Origin of the sequence: Vannielia litorea, assembly GCF_900142295.1 — a bacterium.
GTDB classification, from domain to species: Bacteria; Pseudomonadota; Alphaproteobacteria; order Rhodobacterales; family Rhodobacteraceae; genus Vannielia; species Vannielia litorea.
In genome coordinates, this window is the sequence record NZ_FSRL01000002.1 from 366,998 (window position 1) to 381,193 (window position 14,196).

Annotated in this window: 17 protein-coding genes; 9 read left to right on the plus strand and 8 right to left on the minus strand. The window is 67.0% G+C overall.

Annotation, left to right across the window (positions count from 1 at the left end; all coding sequences use genetic code 11):
* Positions 1–3: 3 nt before the first annotated feature.
* Together BUR94_RS19760 and BUR94_RS19765 are read right to left on the minus strand one after the other, a co-directional pair.
* Positions 4–399, minus strand: a complete 396-nt coding sequence (locus BUR94_RS19760) for a MerR family transcriptional regulator (RefSeq protein WP_074258145.1) — start codon at positions 397–399, stop codon at positions 4–6.
* Positions 400–668: 269 nt separating this feature from the next.
* Positions 669–1,049, minus strand: a complete 381-nt coding sequence (locus BUR94_RS19765; RefSeq protein ID WP_074258146.1) for a MerR family transcriptional regulator — start codon at positions 1,047–1,049, stop codon at positions 669–671.
* A 136-nt stretch (positions 1,050–1,185) separates the two neighbouring features.
* Here BUR94_RS19765 and BUR94_RS19770 point away from each other — a divergent pair, with 136 nt between their 5' ends.
* The 3 genes from BUR94_RS19770 to BUR94_RS19780 are packed head-to-tail and all read left to right on the plus strand — an operon-like array spanning position 1,186 to position 3,519.
* Positions 1,186–1,674 (plus strand): PaaI family thioesterase, encoded by a 489-nt coding sequence (locus tag BUR94_RS19770; RefSeq protein ID WP_074258147.1) that lies wholly within the window; start codon positions 1,186–1,188, stop codon positions 1,672–1,674.
* Complete coding sequence (locus BUR94_RS19775) at positions 1,671–2,177, plus strand: PaaI family thioesterase (RefSeq protein WP_074258148.1); 507 nt, start codon at positions 1,671–1,673, stop codon at positions 2,175–2,177. Before BUR94_RS19770 ends, BUR94_RS19775 begins: the two co-directional genes overlap by 4 nt.
* A gap of 4 nt (positions 2,178–2,181) precedes the next feature.
* Positions 2,182–3,519 (plus strand): MATE family efflux transporter, encoded by a 1,338-nt coding sequence (locus tag BUR94_RS19780; RefSeq protein ID WP_245794655.1) that lies wholly within the window; start codon positions 2,182–2,184, stop codon positions 3,517–3,519.
* 17 nt (positions 3,520–3,536) lie between these two features.
* Here the strand turns inward: BUR94_RS19780 and arsC are convergent, their stop codons facing one another.
* From arsC to BUR94_RS19795, 3 genes are read right to left on the minus strand one after another with little or no spacing between them, the layout of a single operon-like run.
* Positions 3,537–3,881, minus strand: coding sequence for an arsenate reductase (glutaredoxin) (arsC, locus tag BUR94_RS19785; RefSeq protein WP_074258149.1), 345 nt, complete (start codon positions 3,879–3,881; stop codon positions 3,537–3,539).
* Positions 3,878–4,936, minus strand: coding sequence for a quinone-dependent dihydroorotate dehydrogenase (locus BUR94_RS19790; protein ID WP_074258150.1), 1,059 nt, complete (start codon positions 4,934–4,936; stop codon positions 3,878–3,880). Before BUR94_RS19790 ends, arsC begins: the two co-directional genes overlap by 4 nt.
* Entirely contained in the window at positions 4,933–5,271 is a 339-nt protein-coding gene (locus tag BUR94_RS19795) for a DUF952 domain-containing protein (RefSeq protein WP_074258263.1), read from the minus strand. Before BUR94_RS19795 ends, BUR94_RS19790 begins: the two co-directional genes overlap by 4 nt.
* Positions 5,272–5,411: 140 nt before the next feature.
* On the opposite strand from BUR94_RS19795, the gene BUR94_RS19800 reads away from it, so the two are divergent.
* The 3 genes from BUR94_RS19800 (at position 5,412) to BUR94_RS19810 (ending at position 9,234) form a co-directional block, all read left to right on the plus strand.
* A complete protein-coding gene (locus BUR94_RS19800; RefSeq protein ID WP_074258264.1) occupies positions 5,412–6,644 on the plus strand; it encodes an MFS transporter in 1,233 nt (410 codons plus the stop codon).
* 98 nt (positions 6,645–6,742) lie between these two features.
* Entirely contained in the window at positions 6,743–8,323 is a 1,581-nt protein-coding gene (locus BUR94_RS19805) for a bifunctional metallophosphatase/5'-nucleotidase (protein ID WP_074258151.1), read from the plus strand.
* A gap of 443 nt (positions 8,324–8,766) precedes the next feature.
* Entirely contained in the window at positions 8,767–9,234 is a 468-nt protein-coding gene (locus BUR94_RS19810) for a GFA family protein (RefSeq protein WP_074258152.1), read from the plus strand.
* Positions 9,235–9,281: 47 nt separating this feature from the next.
* On the opposite strand, the gene BUR94_RS19815 is transcribed toward BUR94_RS19810, so the two are convergent.
* The gene (locus BUR94_RS19815; protein ID WP_074258265.1) at positions 9,282–10,391 is read right to left on the minus strand and encodes an aminomethyltransferase family protein; all 1,110 of its coding nucleotides are present in this window, start codon (positions 10,389–10,391) and stop codon (positions 9,282–9,284) included.
* Positions 10,392–10,494: 103 nt separating this feature from the next.
* Between BUR94_RS19815 and BUR94_RS19820 the strand changes: the two genes are divergently transcribed.
* Together BUR94_RS19820 and BUR94_RS19825 are read left to right on the plus strand one after the other, a co-directional pair.
* Positions 10,495–10,797, plus strand: a complete 303-nt coding sequence (locus tag BUR94_RS19820) for a DnaJ family domain-containing protein (RefSeq protein WP_074258153.1) — start codon at positions 10,495–10,497, stop codon at positions 10,795–10,797.
* A gap of 4 nt (positions 10,798–10,801) precedes the next feature.
* On the plus strand, positions 10,802–11,476 hold the full coding sequence (locus BUR94_RS19825; protein ID WP_074258154.1) for an SOS response-associated peptidase: 675 nt from the start codon (positions 10,802–10,804) through the stop codon (positions 11,474–11,476).
* A gap of 61 nt (positions 11,477–11,537) precedes the next feature.
* Here BUR94_RS19825 and BUR94_RS19830 read toward each other — a convergent pair whose 3' ends face one another.
* Together BUR94_RS19830 and BUR94_RS19835 are read right to left on the minus strand one after the other, a co-directional pair.
* Positions 11,538–11,966: a cupredoxin domain-containing protein gene (locus tag BUR94_RS19830; RefSeq protein ID WP_074258155.1), complete on the minus strand. Its 429-nt coding sequence runs from the start codon at positions 11,964–11,966 to the stop codon at positions 11,538–11,540.
* A 109-nt stretch (positions 11,967–12,075) separates the two neighbouring features.
* Complete coding sequence (locus BUR94_RS19835) at positions 12,076–12,825, minus strand: GntR family transcriptional regulator (protein ID WP_074258156.1); 750 nt, start codon at positions 12,823–12,825, stop codon at positions 12,076–12,078.
* 145 nt (positions 12,826–12,970) lie between these two features.
* Here BUR94_RS19835 and BUR94_RS19840 point away from each other — a divergent pair, with 145 nt between their 5' ends.
* Positions 12,971–14,173: a cytochrome P450 gene (locus tag BUR94_RS19840; protein WP_074258157.1), complete on the plus strand. Its 1,203-nt coding sequence runs from the start codon at positions 12,971–12,973 to the stop codon at positions 14,171–14,173.
* Positions 14,174–14,196: the final 23 nt, after the last annotated feature.

The following is a 14,196-nucleotide window of genomic DNA, read 5'->3' on the forward strand; positions in this document are numbered from 1 at the left end:
GTGTTATTCGGCCGCCTGTTTCACTTGCTTGGCTGCGAGGGCGTTCTGACCCCAGTTGATCTGGGACTTCAGCTCCTCGATGGCCACGTTCAATTCGTCGCGTTGCGCTTCCATCTCGGCCACCCGTTTCTCGGCCATGTCGATCGAGGCCGCCAGTTGACGGTGCTCGCCGTTTTCCATGTCGTACAGGTCAAGAAGCTGGCGGATGCCCTCAAGCGAAAACCCGAAGCGCTTGCCGCGCAGAATGAGTTTCAGCCGAGCCTCGTCGCGCTTGGTGAACAGACGTTTCTGCCCCTCACGCACCGGAAACAGCAGCTCCTTGGCCTCGTAGAACCGCAGGGTCCGCGCAGTCACCTGGTAGGCGTCGCACATCTCGCGGATGGTCAGGTACTTCTCCATTTTTCTTTCTCCCGTGTGGCGGTCCAGAGTGTCTTTAGCTGAACGCTGCGGGAGATGATGAGTTCGACGGCAGCATACAAGTATCGCGTGCGTTGCCGCAGTTGGAACGCTGCGTCATTTACCGTCCGGTAAAACTTTCGGAAAGTTTACGCAGGGGAACGAGTAACTTTTTTCGACGCCAAACCGCTTTGGGTTCCTCTGAAATTGGAGCTGAAACTATTTATCATGATAAATTGTGGTGGGCTTTGGCGCACCCGGTAATTCGCCTTTCAGGAGAGTGACGCTTCGGTCTCGTCGCGCAGTTGGCGCAGCTCGGCGATGGTCGAGTCGAGTTCGGCGCGCTGCCTCTCCAGCTCCTCGAGCTGGCGGTCGGCGCGCTCGATCCAGATCTCGAGCTGGGGCCGGTTGCCGTCGTTCTCGTACATCTCGAGCCACTGGCGGATGTTCTCGAGCGAAAACCCGAAGCGGCGGCCCCGCAGGATCAGGGTCATCCGCGCCACCTCGCGCGGGCCGTAGAAACGCGAGCGGCCCTGCTTCTCGGGATCGAGGAGTTCGATGTACTCGTAATAGCGCAGAGTCCGTGGCGTCACGTCGAAGCGTGCACACATCTCCTTGAAACTGAGCCGCTGTTCGGGCTTCGTTTCGGCCATGGGCGATGGCTCCCTGTCCTGACTTCCCCACTCGGGTCCAGCCTAAATGAGAGGCACCGGCTTATCAATCATGCAGGGTTGCGGGTGGCTCGCGGCGCGCGGATAGTGGAGCGGAAGACAGAAGGGAACCTCCTTGATGAGCGATTTCAGCGTGGACTGGGTGCAGTCCTTCATCGACGCGCTGCCCTATTCGCGTGCCCTGGGCATGACGGCAGAGGCCGTGTCGGAAGGGCAGGTCACCATTTCGATGCCATACGACGAGGCCCTCACGGGGGATGGCGCGGTGCTGCATGGCGGGGCGATCTCTGCCTTGATGGACACCACCAGCGGCACCGCCGTGATGACCCTGCCGGAGGGGCTGGGCACGGCTACGCTCGACCTGCGGATCGACTACATGCGCGCCGCGACGCCGGGCCAGCGGGTGACGGCTGCGGCGGAGTGCTATCACATCACGCGGACGGTCGTTTTTGTGCGCACCACGGCCTGGGACGAGGATGACGCCAAGCCGGTGGCCACCGCTGCCGGGGCCTTCACCTATGGCCACATGCGGGCGCCCCGCACGACCGAAGAGATGCAGGCGGCGATGCAGGCCCTCGCGGAACGGCAGAAGGAGCTGGGGCAATGAAGAAGCCGGAGCCGGTGCAGGTTATCAAGGAACGCCGCGACACGGCGCTCACGAGGCTGGTGGGAGGCATCGCCTTCGTCCGGTTTCTCGGCATCCGTTTCGACCGGAAGGGCGACGAGCTGACGGCGGTGCTGCCCTACGACCCCAAGCTGATCGGCAACCCGATGCTGCCCGCGCTTCACGGCGGGGCGACGGCGGGATTTCTGGAAGTGGCCGCAGTGGTGCAGCTTGCGTGGCAGGAGCTCTGGAGCCAGATCGAGGGCCGCGCTGTCGATCCGCAGCGCCTTGCCGCCGAGGGACAGCCGCGCCTGCCGAAGACGATTGATTTCTCGGTCGACTACCTGCGCGCCGGCCTGCCGCGCGACGCCTATGCCCGAGCGCGGGTCAATCGCTCGGGGCGGCGCTATGCGAGCGTGCATGTGGAGGCCTGGCAGGACAATGTGCACCGGCCCTTCGCGCAGGCCACCGGGCACTTCCTGATGCCGCAGCAGAAGACGGACTAGGGGCGTGACGCCACTGCCGGCCGGGGTGGCCAAACCGGTGACCCACCGCCGGATCCTGAAGATCGCGGTGCCCATCGTCATCTCCAACGCGACGGTGCCGATCCTTGGCGCGGTGGATACCGGCGTGGTCGGACAGCTCGGCGACCCGGTGCCGATCGGCGCTGTCGGGATCGGGGCGATCATTCTCACCGCGATCTACTGGATCTTCGGCTTCCTGCGGATGGGCACCGTGGGCCTGACGAGCCAGGCCGAAGGCGCCGGGGACGCGGCGGAGGTTTCGGCGCTGCTGGTGCGGGCCCTGCTCATCGCGGCGGCGGGCGGTGCGGCGCTGATCGTGCTGCAATGGCCGATCTTTGCCGGCGCGTTCCTGCTCTCGCCGGCAAGCGCCGAGGTGGAGGACGCCGCGCGTGGCTACATGGCGATCCGGGTCTGGTCGGCGCCTGCGGCGATCGCGGTTTACGGCCTCACCGGCTGGCTCATCGCCAAGGAGCGCACCCAGGCCGTGCTCGTGATCCAGCTGTGGATGAACCTCAGCAACATCGCGCTCGACTTCGCCTTCGTTCTCGGCCTTGGCTGGGGGGTGAACGGCGTGGCCTTTGCGACCTTCCTTGCCGAATGGTCGGGAGCGGCGCTTGGGCTCTGGCTGTGCCGTACGGCCTTCATGGGAGGGCATTGGAACAACCGGGCGCTGATCTTCGACACGGCCCGGCTGATGCACATGGCGGATGTGAACACCAACATCCTGCTGCGCACGCTGATGCTCGAGGTGATCTTCGTCTCCTTCCTGTTTCTCGGTGCGCGCTTCGGCGACGTCAAGCTCGCCGCCAACCAGATCCTGCTGCAGTTTCTCTACATCACCGCCTATGCGCTCGACGGTTTTGCCTTTGCCGCGGAGGTCTTCGTGGGGCAGGCCTACGGGCGCAGGAGCCCGGCGGAGGTGCGGCGCGGCGCGGTGATGACCAGCCTCTGGGGCGGCGGCACGGGGGCGCTGCTGGGGCTCGCGTTTCTCGCCTTCGGGCCGCTGCTGGTGGACGTGATGACGACCGCGCCCGGCGTGCGCGAGGCGGCGAGGGCGCATCTGGTCTGGATGGTGCTCGCCCCCTTCGTCGGTGCGGCTGCCTGGATGCTGGACGGTATCTACATCGGGGCCACACGCAGCCGGGACATGCGCAACCTGATGTTCCTGTCGCTGATCTGCTACGGCGCCGCCCTGGCCACGCTGCTGCCGTTGCTGGGCAACCACGGCGTCTGGGCGGCGCTGCTGGTGAGTTTCGCCGCACGCGGCCTGTTCATGGGCTGGCGCTATCCGGCGCTGGAGCGTGATGCGCTGCGCGCGACCTAGGGCCGCGCGCCGCCGGTTCAGTCGAGGATCGCGAGCACGTCTTCCGGCGGGCGGCCAATGGCGGCCTTGCCGTTGTGAAAGACGATGGGCCGCTCGATCATGATCGGGTCGGCGGCCATTGCGGCGAAGAGCATGTCGGCGGGCATGTCGTCGGTCAGCGCCCTGGCGGGCTCTTCCTTGCGGCGGATCAGCGTGATCGGGGCCACTCCCAGAAGGCGGCAGGTATGCTCCAGCTCGGCCGGGTCGGGCGGGTTTTCGAGGTAGAGGCGGACCTGGGGGGTATAGCCCCGCTCCTCCAGCAGCTTCAGGGTCTCGCGGGACTTGGAGCAGCGCGGATTGTGCCAGATGATCGGGTTGCTCATAGCCACGCCTCCCTGTTGGTGCCTGTGGCCTGAGAGATATGGGTATATCCCTTCGAGGCAAGCAGCGTGTCGAGATCGCGGGCGATGCGGGCGGCCAGGCTGAGGCCGCCGTAGACGAGGGCGGTGTAGAGCTGCACCGCGGAGGCGCCTGCGGTGATCTTGGCGAAGGCCTGCTCGGCCGAGGCGATTCCGCCCACGCCGATGAGGGGGATGCTGCCTTCGGTCGCCTTGGAGAGCGCGGCCAGCACGCGCGTGGATCTCTCGAAGAGCGGCGCACCGGATAGCCCGCCCTGCTCTCCCGCGTGGGGGCTCTGAAGGTCTGCGCGGTCCAGCGTTGTGTTGGTGGCGATGATCGCGTCGATCCCGGTGGTGCGGGCGACGAGGGCGATATCGGCGATCTCCTGCGCGTCCAGGTCGGGCGCGATCTTGAGGAACACCGGAATCGGCCGGGCCAGCGCATTGCGGGCGGCCATGACCCCGTTCAGCAGGGCAGTCAGCGCGTCGGCGCCCTGAAGATCGCGGAGTCTCTCGGTATTCGGGCTGCTCACGTTGACGGTGGCGAAATCCAGATGGGCGCCGCAGCGGCTGAGAACGGTGGCAAAATCGGAGGCGCGGTCGGCGCTGTCCTTGTTGGCACCAAGGTTGAGCCCGATGGCAAGGCCCTGCGGACGGGTGGCGAGGCGGGCGGCCATGGCCTCCATCCCCTCGTTGTTGAACCCGAAGCGGTTGATGGCGGCGCGGTCCTCCGTCAGCCGGAAGAGGCGGGGCCTGGGGTTGCCGGGCTGGGGGCGCGGGGTGATGGCGCCGAGCTCGATGAAGCCGAAGCCCGCACGGGCGAGCGGGTGCATTGCGGTGCCGTTCTTGTCAAAGCCCGCGGCAAGGCCCACCGGGTTGGGCAGCGCAAGGCCCGCGATCTCGCTGGCAAGGCGCGACGAGGTGACCGGGCCGGGCAAGGGGACGAAAGGCGTGTGCAGGGCCCTGAGGGCGAGGCCGTGGGCCCGCTCAGGGTCGAGCCTGCGCAGCGCCGCGAGGCCCAGTTGCTCGACGAGGCTCACAACAGGCCTTCGGGAAAGATATGGCCCGCCTGGCCCAGCGGCAGGGACTTGTCCCAGACCACCTCCGACAGCGCCAGCCGCCTGTAGAGATGCGGAAAGAGCGCGCCGCCGCGCGAGGGCTCCCACTTCAGGGCCGCGCCCAGCGTATCGGGGTCGAAGGCGACCAGCACGAGGTCGCTCTCGGTGGCGAAGTGCTTGGCCGCTGTCTCGACGACCTGCGCGGCGGTCGAGAAGTGGATGTAGCCATCGGCCACGTCGATCGGCGCGCCGTCGGTGAGGCCGGCGTTGCGGAAGGCATCCCATTCGGGGCGGCGGAAGATCTTGTAGATCAGCATGACCGCCGGGATGCCCCAGCGGCGCGGGGCGGTCAAGGTCGGAGGCCATGCGGAGCACGGCACGAAAACGACATGGGGTCGCTATCGGAGGCGCGGGGAGCGCGGGTTTGTGGCGAATGGGCCACGAGAGGCAGGCCGGAATGCACGAAAGACGAATCCCCGAGTGGCTCCGCCACGCCCCCACCCCCGGCGTGCGCGGTTTTGCCGTGCTGGCGGGCACCGAGGCGGTGGCGCGGGGCATGCTGATCTCGGTCTTTCCGCTGGCGATGTACACGGCGCTTGGTGACGCGCGGCTGGTGTCGGCAGTCTACTTTGCAATCGGGGTGGCCTCGCTTCTCACCGGGCTTCTGGTGCCCTCGGTGATCCGCTTCATCCCGCGCCGCTTTGTCTATGCCACGGGCTGCTTGATGTTCGCGGCAGGGGCGCTGACCGCCGCCACCGGCGTACCGCTTGCCGTTTGCGCGGGCCTTGCGCTGGTGACCTGCGCAACCGTCACCTGCTTTGTCTGCTTCAACGCCTATGTGCTCGACTACATCGCCCGGGTGGAGCTGGGGCAGCTCGAGACCTCTCGGCTTTTCTACTCGGCGCTGGGATGGACCGTTGGCCCGGTCGCCGGGGTCACGCTGCGCGAGGTCTGGGCGCCTGCGCCCTTCATCGTCTCGGCCTGCGCGGCGCTGGGGATGCTTGCGGTGTTCCTCGTGATGCGGCTGGGCAACGGGCGGCTCATCACCCGCAGCCGGGGGCCGGAGGCCAACCCCTTCGGCTACCTCGCCCGCTTTCTGGGGCAGCCGCGTCTGGTGGCGGGCTGGCTCTTTGCGGTGATCCGCTCCTGCGGCTGGTGGGTCTACGTGGTGTACCTGCCGATCTTTGCCGTGGAGGCAGGCCTGGGGCCAAGGCTGGGCGGGTTTGCGCTCTCGGCGTCCAATGCGGCGCTGTTCCTCGCGCCCCTGATGCTGCGCTACATGCAGCGCCGCTCGGTGCGCAGGACGGTGCGCACCGGGTTCGCCATGGCCGGGCTGCTGTTTTGCCTCGCGGGCGCGGTGCAGGCGCTGCCCCATGCCGCCGTGCTCTGCCTGTTGGCGGGGGCCTGTTTTCTGATCCTGCTGGATGTCAGTGCGGGCCTGCCGTTTCTGCTGGCGGTGAAGCCTTCGGAACGCACCGAGATGTCGGCGATCTATGCGAGCTTCCGGGATGTGTCGGGCATTCTCACCCCCGGCGCGGCCTGGCTGGTGCTGTTGGCTGCTCCGGTGGCGGGGGTCTTTTGGGCTGGCGGGGCAGCTCTGCTGGGGGCCTGGGCACTGGCGGGGCAGCTGCACCCGAGGCTGGGTGCGGCGCGGGTCGGACCGCAAGGCGCTGTGGCCGAAGCCGGGTGACGTTGCGATGACGGCGCGGTCGGACGGGTTTCCGGCCTTTGACTCTCCCGCCAAAGCGGGGTCAAACTCGGGAAAAATCACCAACCGGGAGCCCTAACATGCCGACCAGATTCCTGACATCCGTTGCCGCACTGGCCCTCAGCGCCGGTGCCGCGCAGGCCGATTTCACCCTGCACGTTCTGCACATCAACGACCTTCACAGCCGGATCGAATCCGTCTCCAAGTACGACTCCACCTGTTCGGCCGAAGACGAGACCGCCGGCGAGTGCTTCGGCGGCGTCGCCCGCGTGGCCACCAAGATCAAGGAGCTGCGCGACCAGATCGCGGGCGAGGGCGGCAACGTGATCGTTCTCGACGCGGGCGACCAGTTCCAGGGCTCGCTGTTCTACTCCACCTACAAGGGCAAGGCCGCGGCCGAGTTCATGAACGCCATCGGCTTCGACGCCATGGCGGTGGGCAACCACGAGTTCGACGACGGCCCGGCCGGGCTCTCGGGGTTCATCGACATGGTCGATGTGCCGGTGGTCTCGGGCAACCTCGACCTCAGCCAGTCCAACGAGCTGAACGGCAAGGTCGAAGACAGCCTCGTGCTCGAGGTGGGCGGCGAGAAGATCGGGATCGTCTCGGCGCTGGCGACCGACACTGTCGAAACCGCCTCTCCGGGCCCGAACGTCATTTTCCAGGACGAGATCGAGGCTCTGACCGCCGATGTCGAAGCGCTGGAAGCGGAAGGCGTCGACAAGATCATCGCGCTGACCCACGTGGGCGTGAAGAAGGATCTGGAGATCGCCGAGAAGGTGCCGGGGCTCGATGTGGTGGTCGGCGGCCACTCGCATACGCTCTTCAGCAATGACGAGGGCAGCGAGTACAAGTATCCCACCATGGTGGGCGAAGTTCCGGTGGTGCAGGCCTATGCCTATTCCAAATACGTCGGCCACCTGGTGCTGACCTTCGACGACAGCGGCAAGCTGGTGAGCGCCGAGGGCGAGCCGGTGTTGCTCGACGCCTCCGTCACCCCCGACGAGGCCATCGCCGCCCGCGTGGTCGAACTGGCCGGTCCGCTCGATGAACTGCGCCAGAAGGTCGTGGCCGAGAGCTCCGATGTCATCGACGGCGGCCGCGACACCTGCCGCGCCGGCGAGTGCCAGATGGGCAACCTGATCGCCGACGCCATGCTCGACCGGGTGAAGGACCAGGGCATCACCATCGCCATTCAGAACGGCGGCGGCGTGCGCGCCTCCATCGACGCCGGCGAGGTGACCATGGGCGAGGTGCTGACCGTGCTGCCGTTCCAGAACACGCTCTCCACCTTCCAGGTCAGCGGTGCCGCGGTGAAGGAAGCGCTGGAGAACGGCGTGAGCCAGCTCGAGGAGGGCGCAGGTCGCTTCCCGCAGGTCGCCGGCCTGAAGTATACCTTCGATGCCGCCGCCGAGGTGGGCTCCCGCGTGTCTGACGTGATGGTGCAGGAAGGCGAGGAGTGGCTGCCGCTGGACGAGGCCAAGACCTACGGGCTGGTGTCCAACAACTACGTCCGCAACGGCGGTGACGGTTACGCGATGTTCGTGGATGCCGAGAACGCCTACGACTTCGGCCCCGACCTGGCCGACGTGACCGCCGAATACATGGCGAAGGGTGGCAGCTACACGCCCTACACCGACGGCCGCATCACCAAGAAGTAACGGCGTTCAGCCCCTGGGAAAGGGCGCTCTTCGGGGCGCCCTTTTTGCTGCCCGCCCGAGCCGCGCAAAGCTAGGGGCCAGCGGCGGCCGCGCGGAGGCATTCAGCGGGTCCGCTGGCGCTCCTGGTGCGGGCGGTGGCGCCGCAGGACTGGCATTGAAACAGGTCATCCTCGCGGGCCTCCCAATGGCAGGCGCGGCGGCGGGGGATGCCGGAGGGTTGGGCAGAGGTGCGGGGCCGGCGGCGGCGCAACAGCAAGTAGAGCATCGTGCAGAAGCAGAGCGACCCGAGAACCCAGTAAAACATAGCAAAAAACCCGCCGGACACGACACTCGACCTCAGGTTGCGTGGCAAGCGCCAGGATTGCAAGACGTAAGGTCAACGTGTTGACTTCCTCGCCGCGGTGGCGCCCATTCGCAACGTGAACTGACATGCGGAGGCCCCGATGGACGGAGGCTGCAGCTGCGAAGATCTCCGCTATCGGCTGACGGACAAGCCGCTGTTCGTGCACTGTTGCCATTGCACCTGGTGTCAGCGCGAGACCGGCTCGGCCTTCGTGCTCAACGCCATGATCGAGACCGCCTGCGTGGAGCTGCTCCATGGCGAGACCGAGGCGGTGGAGACGCCGAGCCATAGCGGGAGGGGGCAGATCATCCACCGGTGTCCGCGCTGCAAGGTGGCGCTCTGGAGCCACTATTCGGGTGCGGGCGAGCTCATTGCATTTGTCCGGGTGGGCACGCTCGACAACGCGGCCGCGCTGCCGCCCGACATTCACATCTTCACCGAAACCAAGCTGCCCTGGGTGGTGATCCCCGAGGGTGTTCCGGTGATGAAGGAATTCTACGCGCGATCCGAGCACTGGCCGGACTGGGCGCTGGCCCGGCGCGACAAGGCTCTGGCGCACAGGATGTGAGGGGCGGGCGGAAAGCCGCGCCCGGCGCCGCGCTCTCCCGGCCTCGTTCAGTCCCCGGACGCGCGGGGCACGACGCGGCGCGGGCCATCGGGCAGGGACACCGACAGCACCGCGCCTTCGGGCAGATCGCGGGGCAGCATGCCGTGGGCGATGTTCAGCCCGAGGCGGCGGGAATGCGCCATCTCGAAGAGCGTGCCGACCTCGGCGCCGCCCTGCACAAGAGGAAGCGGGTGGGCATTGCCGTCTACCGGCGCCCCCTCGACCTCCAGAATTCGGCGCTCGCGCTTCCAGCCCTCGGCCTTGATGCGCTCCAGCGCGGCGCGGCCGATGAAGTCATGGCCCGCCTCCAGGTTCACCATGGCGGCAAAGCCCATCTCGAAGGGGTTGGCCGGCTGGCACTGGCGACGCATGTCGGCACCATAGGAGATGAGGCCGCTCTCGAGCCTCTCGATATCGTTCGGAGCGCCCGGCCCGATCCCGAAGGGCTGGCCTGCCGCCTTGACCCGTTGCCACAATTCGCTGCCCTTGGTGCCATCGCGCAGGTAAAGCTCCACGCCGCCCTGCCTGGACCAGCCGGAGCGCGCGACGACGAGCGGGATGCCTGCCAGCTCCATCTCGCGGAAGCCGAAGAAGGGAAGCTCGCGCACCCAGTTGCCCAGCAGCGCCTCGGCCACGTCCATTGCCCTGGGGCCCTGGATCGCCAGCGGCGACACGTCGGGCTCGCGCACCTGCACATCCATGCCACCCTCCCGGGCCACGGCCAGCGCCCAGAGGTGAATGTCGCTGTCGGCCACCGAGAGCCAGAAGCGATCATCGGCCAGCTTGAGCAAGACCGGATCGTTGATGAGCCAGCCGTCATGGTCGCAGAGCGGCACGTAGCGGCCCCGTCCTGGCTGAAGGCTCGCAAGATCGCGCGGCGTGAGGCGCTGAGCCAGGCGGGCGGCGTCGGGGCCGGTGAGTTCCACCTGCCGCTGGGCGGCGACATCCCACATCGCCACGCCGTTCAGCAGCCGGTCATACTCGGCCTCGGGGTCGCCGAAATGGCCGGGGATGAACATGTGGTTGTAGACGGAAAACCCCTGCACTCCGTCGGCCACGGTCGCATCGAAATAGGGAGACTTGCGGATGTTGGGGCCGATGTGGAGTGCGTAGGGCATGGCGGGGCCTTCGGTGGGGGCAGGTGTGGCGGGCATATCCCCGGCTGCGGGGTGGCTGTAAGCCGGGGCTTTCCCGGCTGTGGCAAAGGGCTAGATTGGGCGCATGGACCACCCGCTGATCGACCTCATCAACGCGAAGATCGCTGCCGCCGAAGCCGAAGGGCAGTTCGACAACCTGGCCGGTGCCGGCCAGCCCTTGCCTGCCTGCGATGACCCGGAAAACGCGGTTCTGCACCGGATCCTGAAGGAGAACGGCGCGGTGCCGGAGTTCGTTTCGCTCTCGCGCGAACTGGCCCGGCTGCGGGAGGCCCTGCGCGAGACCGGAGACCGGACACGGCGTTCGGAGATCCTGAGGGAGATGTCGATGATGGAGGCGAAAATCGAACTCGCCCGCCGCCGGGGCTGAAGCCATGTGCGGCCGTTTCGCCATTACCCTGCCCGACGAGGCCATGGCCCAGCTCTTCGATGCGCTGCCCGGCAATGATTTGCCGGAGGTGCCGCGCTACAACGTCTGCCCGACGACCCAGGTGGCGACGGTGGTGAGTGGTGAGGGCGCGCGGCGGCTGAGGCCGATGCGCTGGGGGTTCATCCCGCATTGGTACAAGTCACCGGCGGACGGGCCGCTGCTGATCAACGCCCGCGCCGAGACCATCGCCGAGAAACCCGCCTTCAGGGCCGCCTGCCGCGAGCGGCGCTGCATCGTGCCGGCAAGCGGGTTCTACGAATGGACAAAGGACGCCGAGGGCAACCGTCTGCCTTGGTACATCACCCGGACGGACGGCGCGCCGATGGGTTTTGCCGCGATCTGGCAGGACTGGTCACGCGAGGGCGAGGACAAGGTGGACGGGCCGACCTGCGCCATCGTCACCTGCGCGGCAACGCACGAGATGGCCGGGATCCACCACAGATCGCCCGTGATCCTGGAGCCGGATGACTGGGCCAAGTGGCTTGGTGAAGAGGGCAAGGGCGCCGCCACGCTGATGCAGCCGCCGGCGCAAGGCGTGGTGCGGATGTGGCGGGTGGACCCGGCGGTCAACTCGAACCGGGCCAGTGGCGCGGCGCTCGTGCAGCCGGTCGGGGCCTGACATGGCAACAGGCCGCTCTCCCTGCCGGGAGGCGGCCCATGCATGGTCATGAAGACGAAGATCAGTTGCTCGAGGATGCCTCGAAGTAGATCTGGCCCTCGTCGAGTTCGCCGTTTTCGTTGGTATCGGAGATGTCGATGCCCGCTTCGAGAACGCCACCGAAGGGATCGGAGCCTTCGCCGACGCTGTAGTCGATGAAGAAGGTCTCATCGAGCTGGTACTCCAGCGACATGCTGGGCGTCACGGTGAACTCCACGGCGACGCCGGCGGGGATCGGCCCGGTGGACCAGGTCATGTCTGTCGACCACACCACGTGGACGCCGAGGTCGTCATTGTTGAATCGCACCTTGTCGCCCGGCTGGGCGAGCACGACGGGTGGCATGAGGTCGTTGTCGAAGATGTTGACTTCGTGAACGGTTTCATCCGCCATCGCGGAGCCAGCGGAGAGCACCGCGGCGAGGGCGGCGAAAGTCACTGTTTTGCGCAGCATCGGAGCCTCCTTGGACTGCGTTAACGCCCCTACCCGGGGGTATCAAAGCAATTGATGCGCTGGAAATCCGGCCAAAACGTGGCCCTGCGGAGGCGAAAGCCGTGACATTTCAAGGTGAATTTTCAGCGGCGACGAGCGAAAGGCCCGGAATGTCCTCCGTGAGGGCATCATTCGGCGCGCGCAGCGCCTGGTCGAAGTTCTGCCGGGCGAGGCGCGCGTGTTCGCGGCCAAGCGCCTCGGCGCGTGTGCCTTCGCGGGCGGTGACGGCGGAGAGCATGGCGCGATGCTGGCTCTGGGCCACGATCAGGGATTGGCGGAAGGCGAGCTGCGCCGCCTGGCGGCCGAGAAAGGCGGAAGGTGACGCAAGCGGCAGGCGGTGGGCGCGCAGCAACTCGCGCGCGATGATCGGCGAGGCCGGCAGGCGGACGACGGCGGCATGGAAGGCCGCGTTCAGCTCGGCGTAGCGTTCGAAGTCGAGGGCCCGGGCGCCGGAGCTGATGACCAGCTCGATCGCGTCGACGCAGGCTTCGGCCTCGGCGAGGGCTTCGGGGCAGGGCCCGCGCTCGGCGGCGAGCCGGAGGGCGGTGCCTTCGAGCACGCCGCGCAGCTCGATCGCATCGGCCACATCCTCGCGCGTGAGGGCGCGCACGGTGCACCGGCCCGATGCGCTGCGCTCCAGCAAGCCCTCTTCCACCAGCTGCGCGAGGGCCTCGCGGATCGGCGTTCGGGACAGGCCCAGCATGTCTGCAGCTGCGGTTTCCGACAGGTGAGCGCCTTTGGCAAGGGCCCCGGAGAGGATCCGGTCGCGCAGGGCGCGGGTGGCGTGGTCGATCGTTCTGAGCTTTCCGTCATCCGGCATGGGCTTTCCTCCCGCTGTCGAAATGTATACCGTTAAGAGTGCGTGTCCAAGCATCAACGCGTTTGATATGGAGAAATTCTGCAAACAGTATACAATATGGAGCGAAACGGGCGAGTCGGAGGGGCGGCCCGGCAGGGAGGACAAGATGAGCGACGCTGCAATCGAAGTTAAGGCAGCCGGCAAGCCGGTGCCGGTGGATGACACGATCACCCTGGAGGCGCTGACCCGCGACCCCTATCCGATCTACAAGCGCCTGCGCGCCGAGACGCCGGTGGTGCGGGTGCCGAAGATGAACCGGATCCTGCTGACCAAGTGGGCCGACACGAAATATGTGAAGGACAATCCGCAGATCTTTTCGTCCAACGACCCGATCACGCCGATGCATCGCGCCTTCCGCGCCCATACGCTGATGCGCAAGGATGGCGAGGCCCACAAGTGCGAGCGGATGGCGATGCAGGGCGCTTTCAGCCCCAAGGTGATTACCCAAGACTGGGTGCCGCGCTACGAGCAGGTGGCCGAGGAATACCTCGACCGGTTGCCGCGCGACGAGGTGGTCGATCTCTTTCCGATGCTGGCCGCCCCCTATGCCGCCCGCGGGCTGGCGGTGCTGCTGGGCACCGAGGAGGCGAGCGACGAGGAGATGATCCGCTGGAGCCAGGCGCTGATCGACGGGGCCGGCAACTTCGGCGAGGACGAGGCGATCTTCGCCCGCTCCGAGGCCGCCAATGACGAGATGGACGCGCTCTTCACCCGCATCGAGGCACGGCACCGCGAGCACCCCAACAACTCCGCCTTTTCGGTCATGCTGAACGCCGAGAACCCGATTCCGCTCAGCCAGATCTGGGCTAACATCAAGATCGCCATCGGCGGCGGCATCAACGAGCCGCGCGACGCGCTCTGCACCATCCTCTACGGGCTGCTGAGCAACCCCGACCAGCTGGAGCGGGTGAAGGCGAATGGCGACTGGGTGAAGGCCTTCGAGGAGGGCGTGCGCTGGGTGGCGCCGATTTCCGTATCGGGGCGCTACGTGCTGGAGGATACCGAAATCCGCGGATACCACATTCCGGCGCATTCCACTGTGATGACGATCCAGGCCTCGGCCAACTGGGACGAGGAGGTGTTCGAGGATGGCCACCTTTTCAAGGTCTACCGTGAGAGCAACCCGCACCAGAGTTTCGGCAACGGGCCGCACTTCTGCCAGGGCACCCACGTCGCCCGCCGCGCGGTCGGCCAGGTGATGCTGCCCAGGATCTTCGAGAAGTTCCCCAACATCCGGTTGGCCGGAGACGTGGAATGGAAGGGTTGGGGTTTCCGCGGTCCGATCAATCTGCCGGTCCTGCTGGGGTAGCCGTGCGACGGGGCAGGCGCCGC

Coding starts and splice junctions, on each gene's coding strand:
- BUR94_RS19840 (WP_074258157.1), top strand. CDS start 12,971: ATGAGCGACGCTGCAATCGAAGTTAAGGCAGCCGGCAAGCCGGTGCCG.
- BUR94_RS19825 (WP_074258154.1), top strand. CDS start 10,802: ATGTGCGGCCGTTTCGCCATTACCCTGCCCGACGAGGCCATGGCCCAG.
- arsC (WP_074258149.1), bottom strand. CDS start 3,881: ATGAGCAACCCGATCATCTGGCACAATCCGCGCTGCTCCAAGTCCCGC.
- BUR94_RS19820 (WP_074258153.1), top strand. CDS start 10,495: ATGGACCACCCGCTGATCGACCTCATCAACGCGAAGATCGCTGCCGCC.
- BUR94_RS19775 (WP_074258148.1), top strand. CDS start 1,671: ATGAAGAAGCCGGAGCCGGTGCAGGTTATCAAGGAACGCCGCGACACG.
- BUR94_RS19795 (WP_074258263.1), bottom strand. CDS start 5,271: ATGCTGATCTACAAGATCTTCCGCCGCCCCGAATGGGATGCCTTCCGC.
- BUR94_RS19810 (WP_074258152.1), top strand. CDS start 8,767: ATGGACGGAGGCTGCAGCTGCGAAGATCTCCGCTATCGGCTGACGGAC.
- BUR94_RS19760 (WP_074258145.1), bottom strand. CDS start 399: ATGGAGAAGTACCTGACCATCCGCGAGATGTGCGACGCCTACCAGGTG.
- BUR94_RS19815 (WP_074258265.1), bottom strand. CDS start 10,391: ATGCCCTACGCACTCCACATCGGCCCCAACATCCGCAAGTCTCCCTAT.
- BUR94_RS19765 (WP_074258146.1), bottom strand. CDS start 1,049: ATGGCCGAAACGAAGCCCGAACAGCGGCTCAGTTTCAAGGAGATGTGT.
- BUR94_RS19770 (WP_074258147.1), top strand. CDS start 1,186: ATGAGCGATTTCAGCGTGGACTGGGTGCAGTCCTTCATCGACGCGCTG.
- BUR94_RS19800 (WP_074258264.1), top strand. CDS start 5,412: ATGCACGAAAGACGAATCCCCGAGTGGCTCCGCCACGCCCCCACCCCC.
- BUR94_RS19805 (WP_074258151.1), top strand. CDS start 6,743: ATGCCGACCAGATTCCTGACATCCGTTGCCGCACTGGCCCTCAGCGCC.
- BUR94_RS19835 (WP_074258156.1), bottom strand. CDS start 12,825: ATGCCGGATGACGGAAAGCTCAGAACGATCGACCACGCCACCCGCGCC.
- BUR94_RS19830 (WP_074258155.1), bottom strand. CDS start 11,966: ATGCTGCGCAAAACAGTGACTTTCGCCGCCCTCGCCGCGGTGCTCTCC.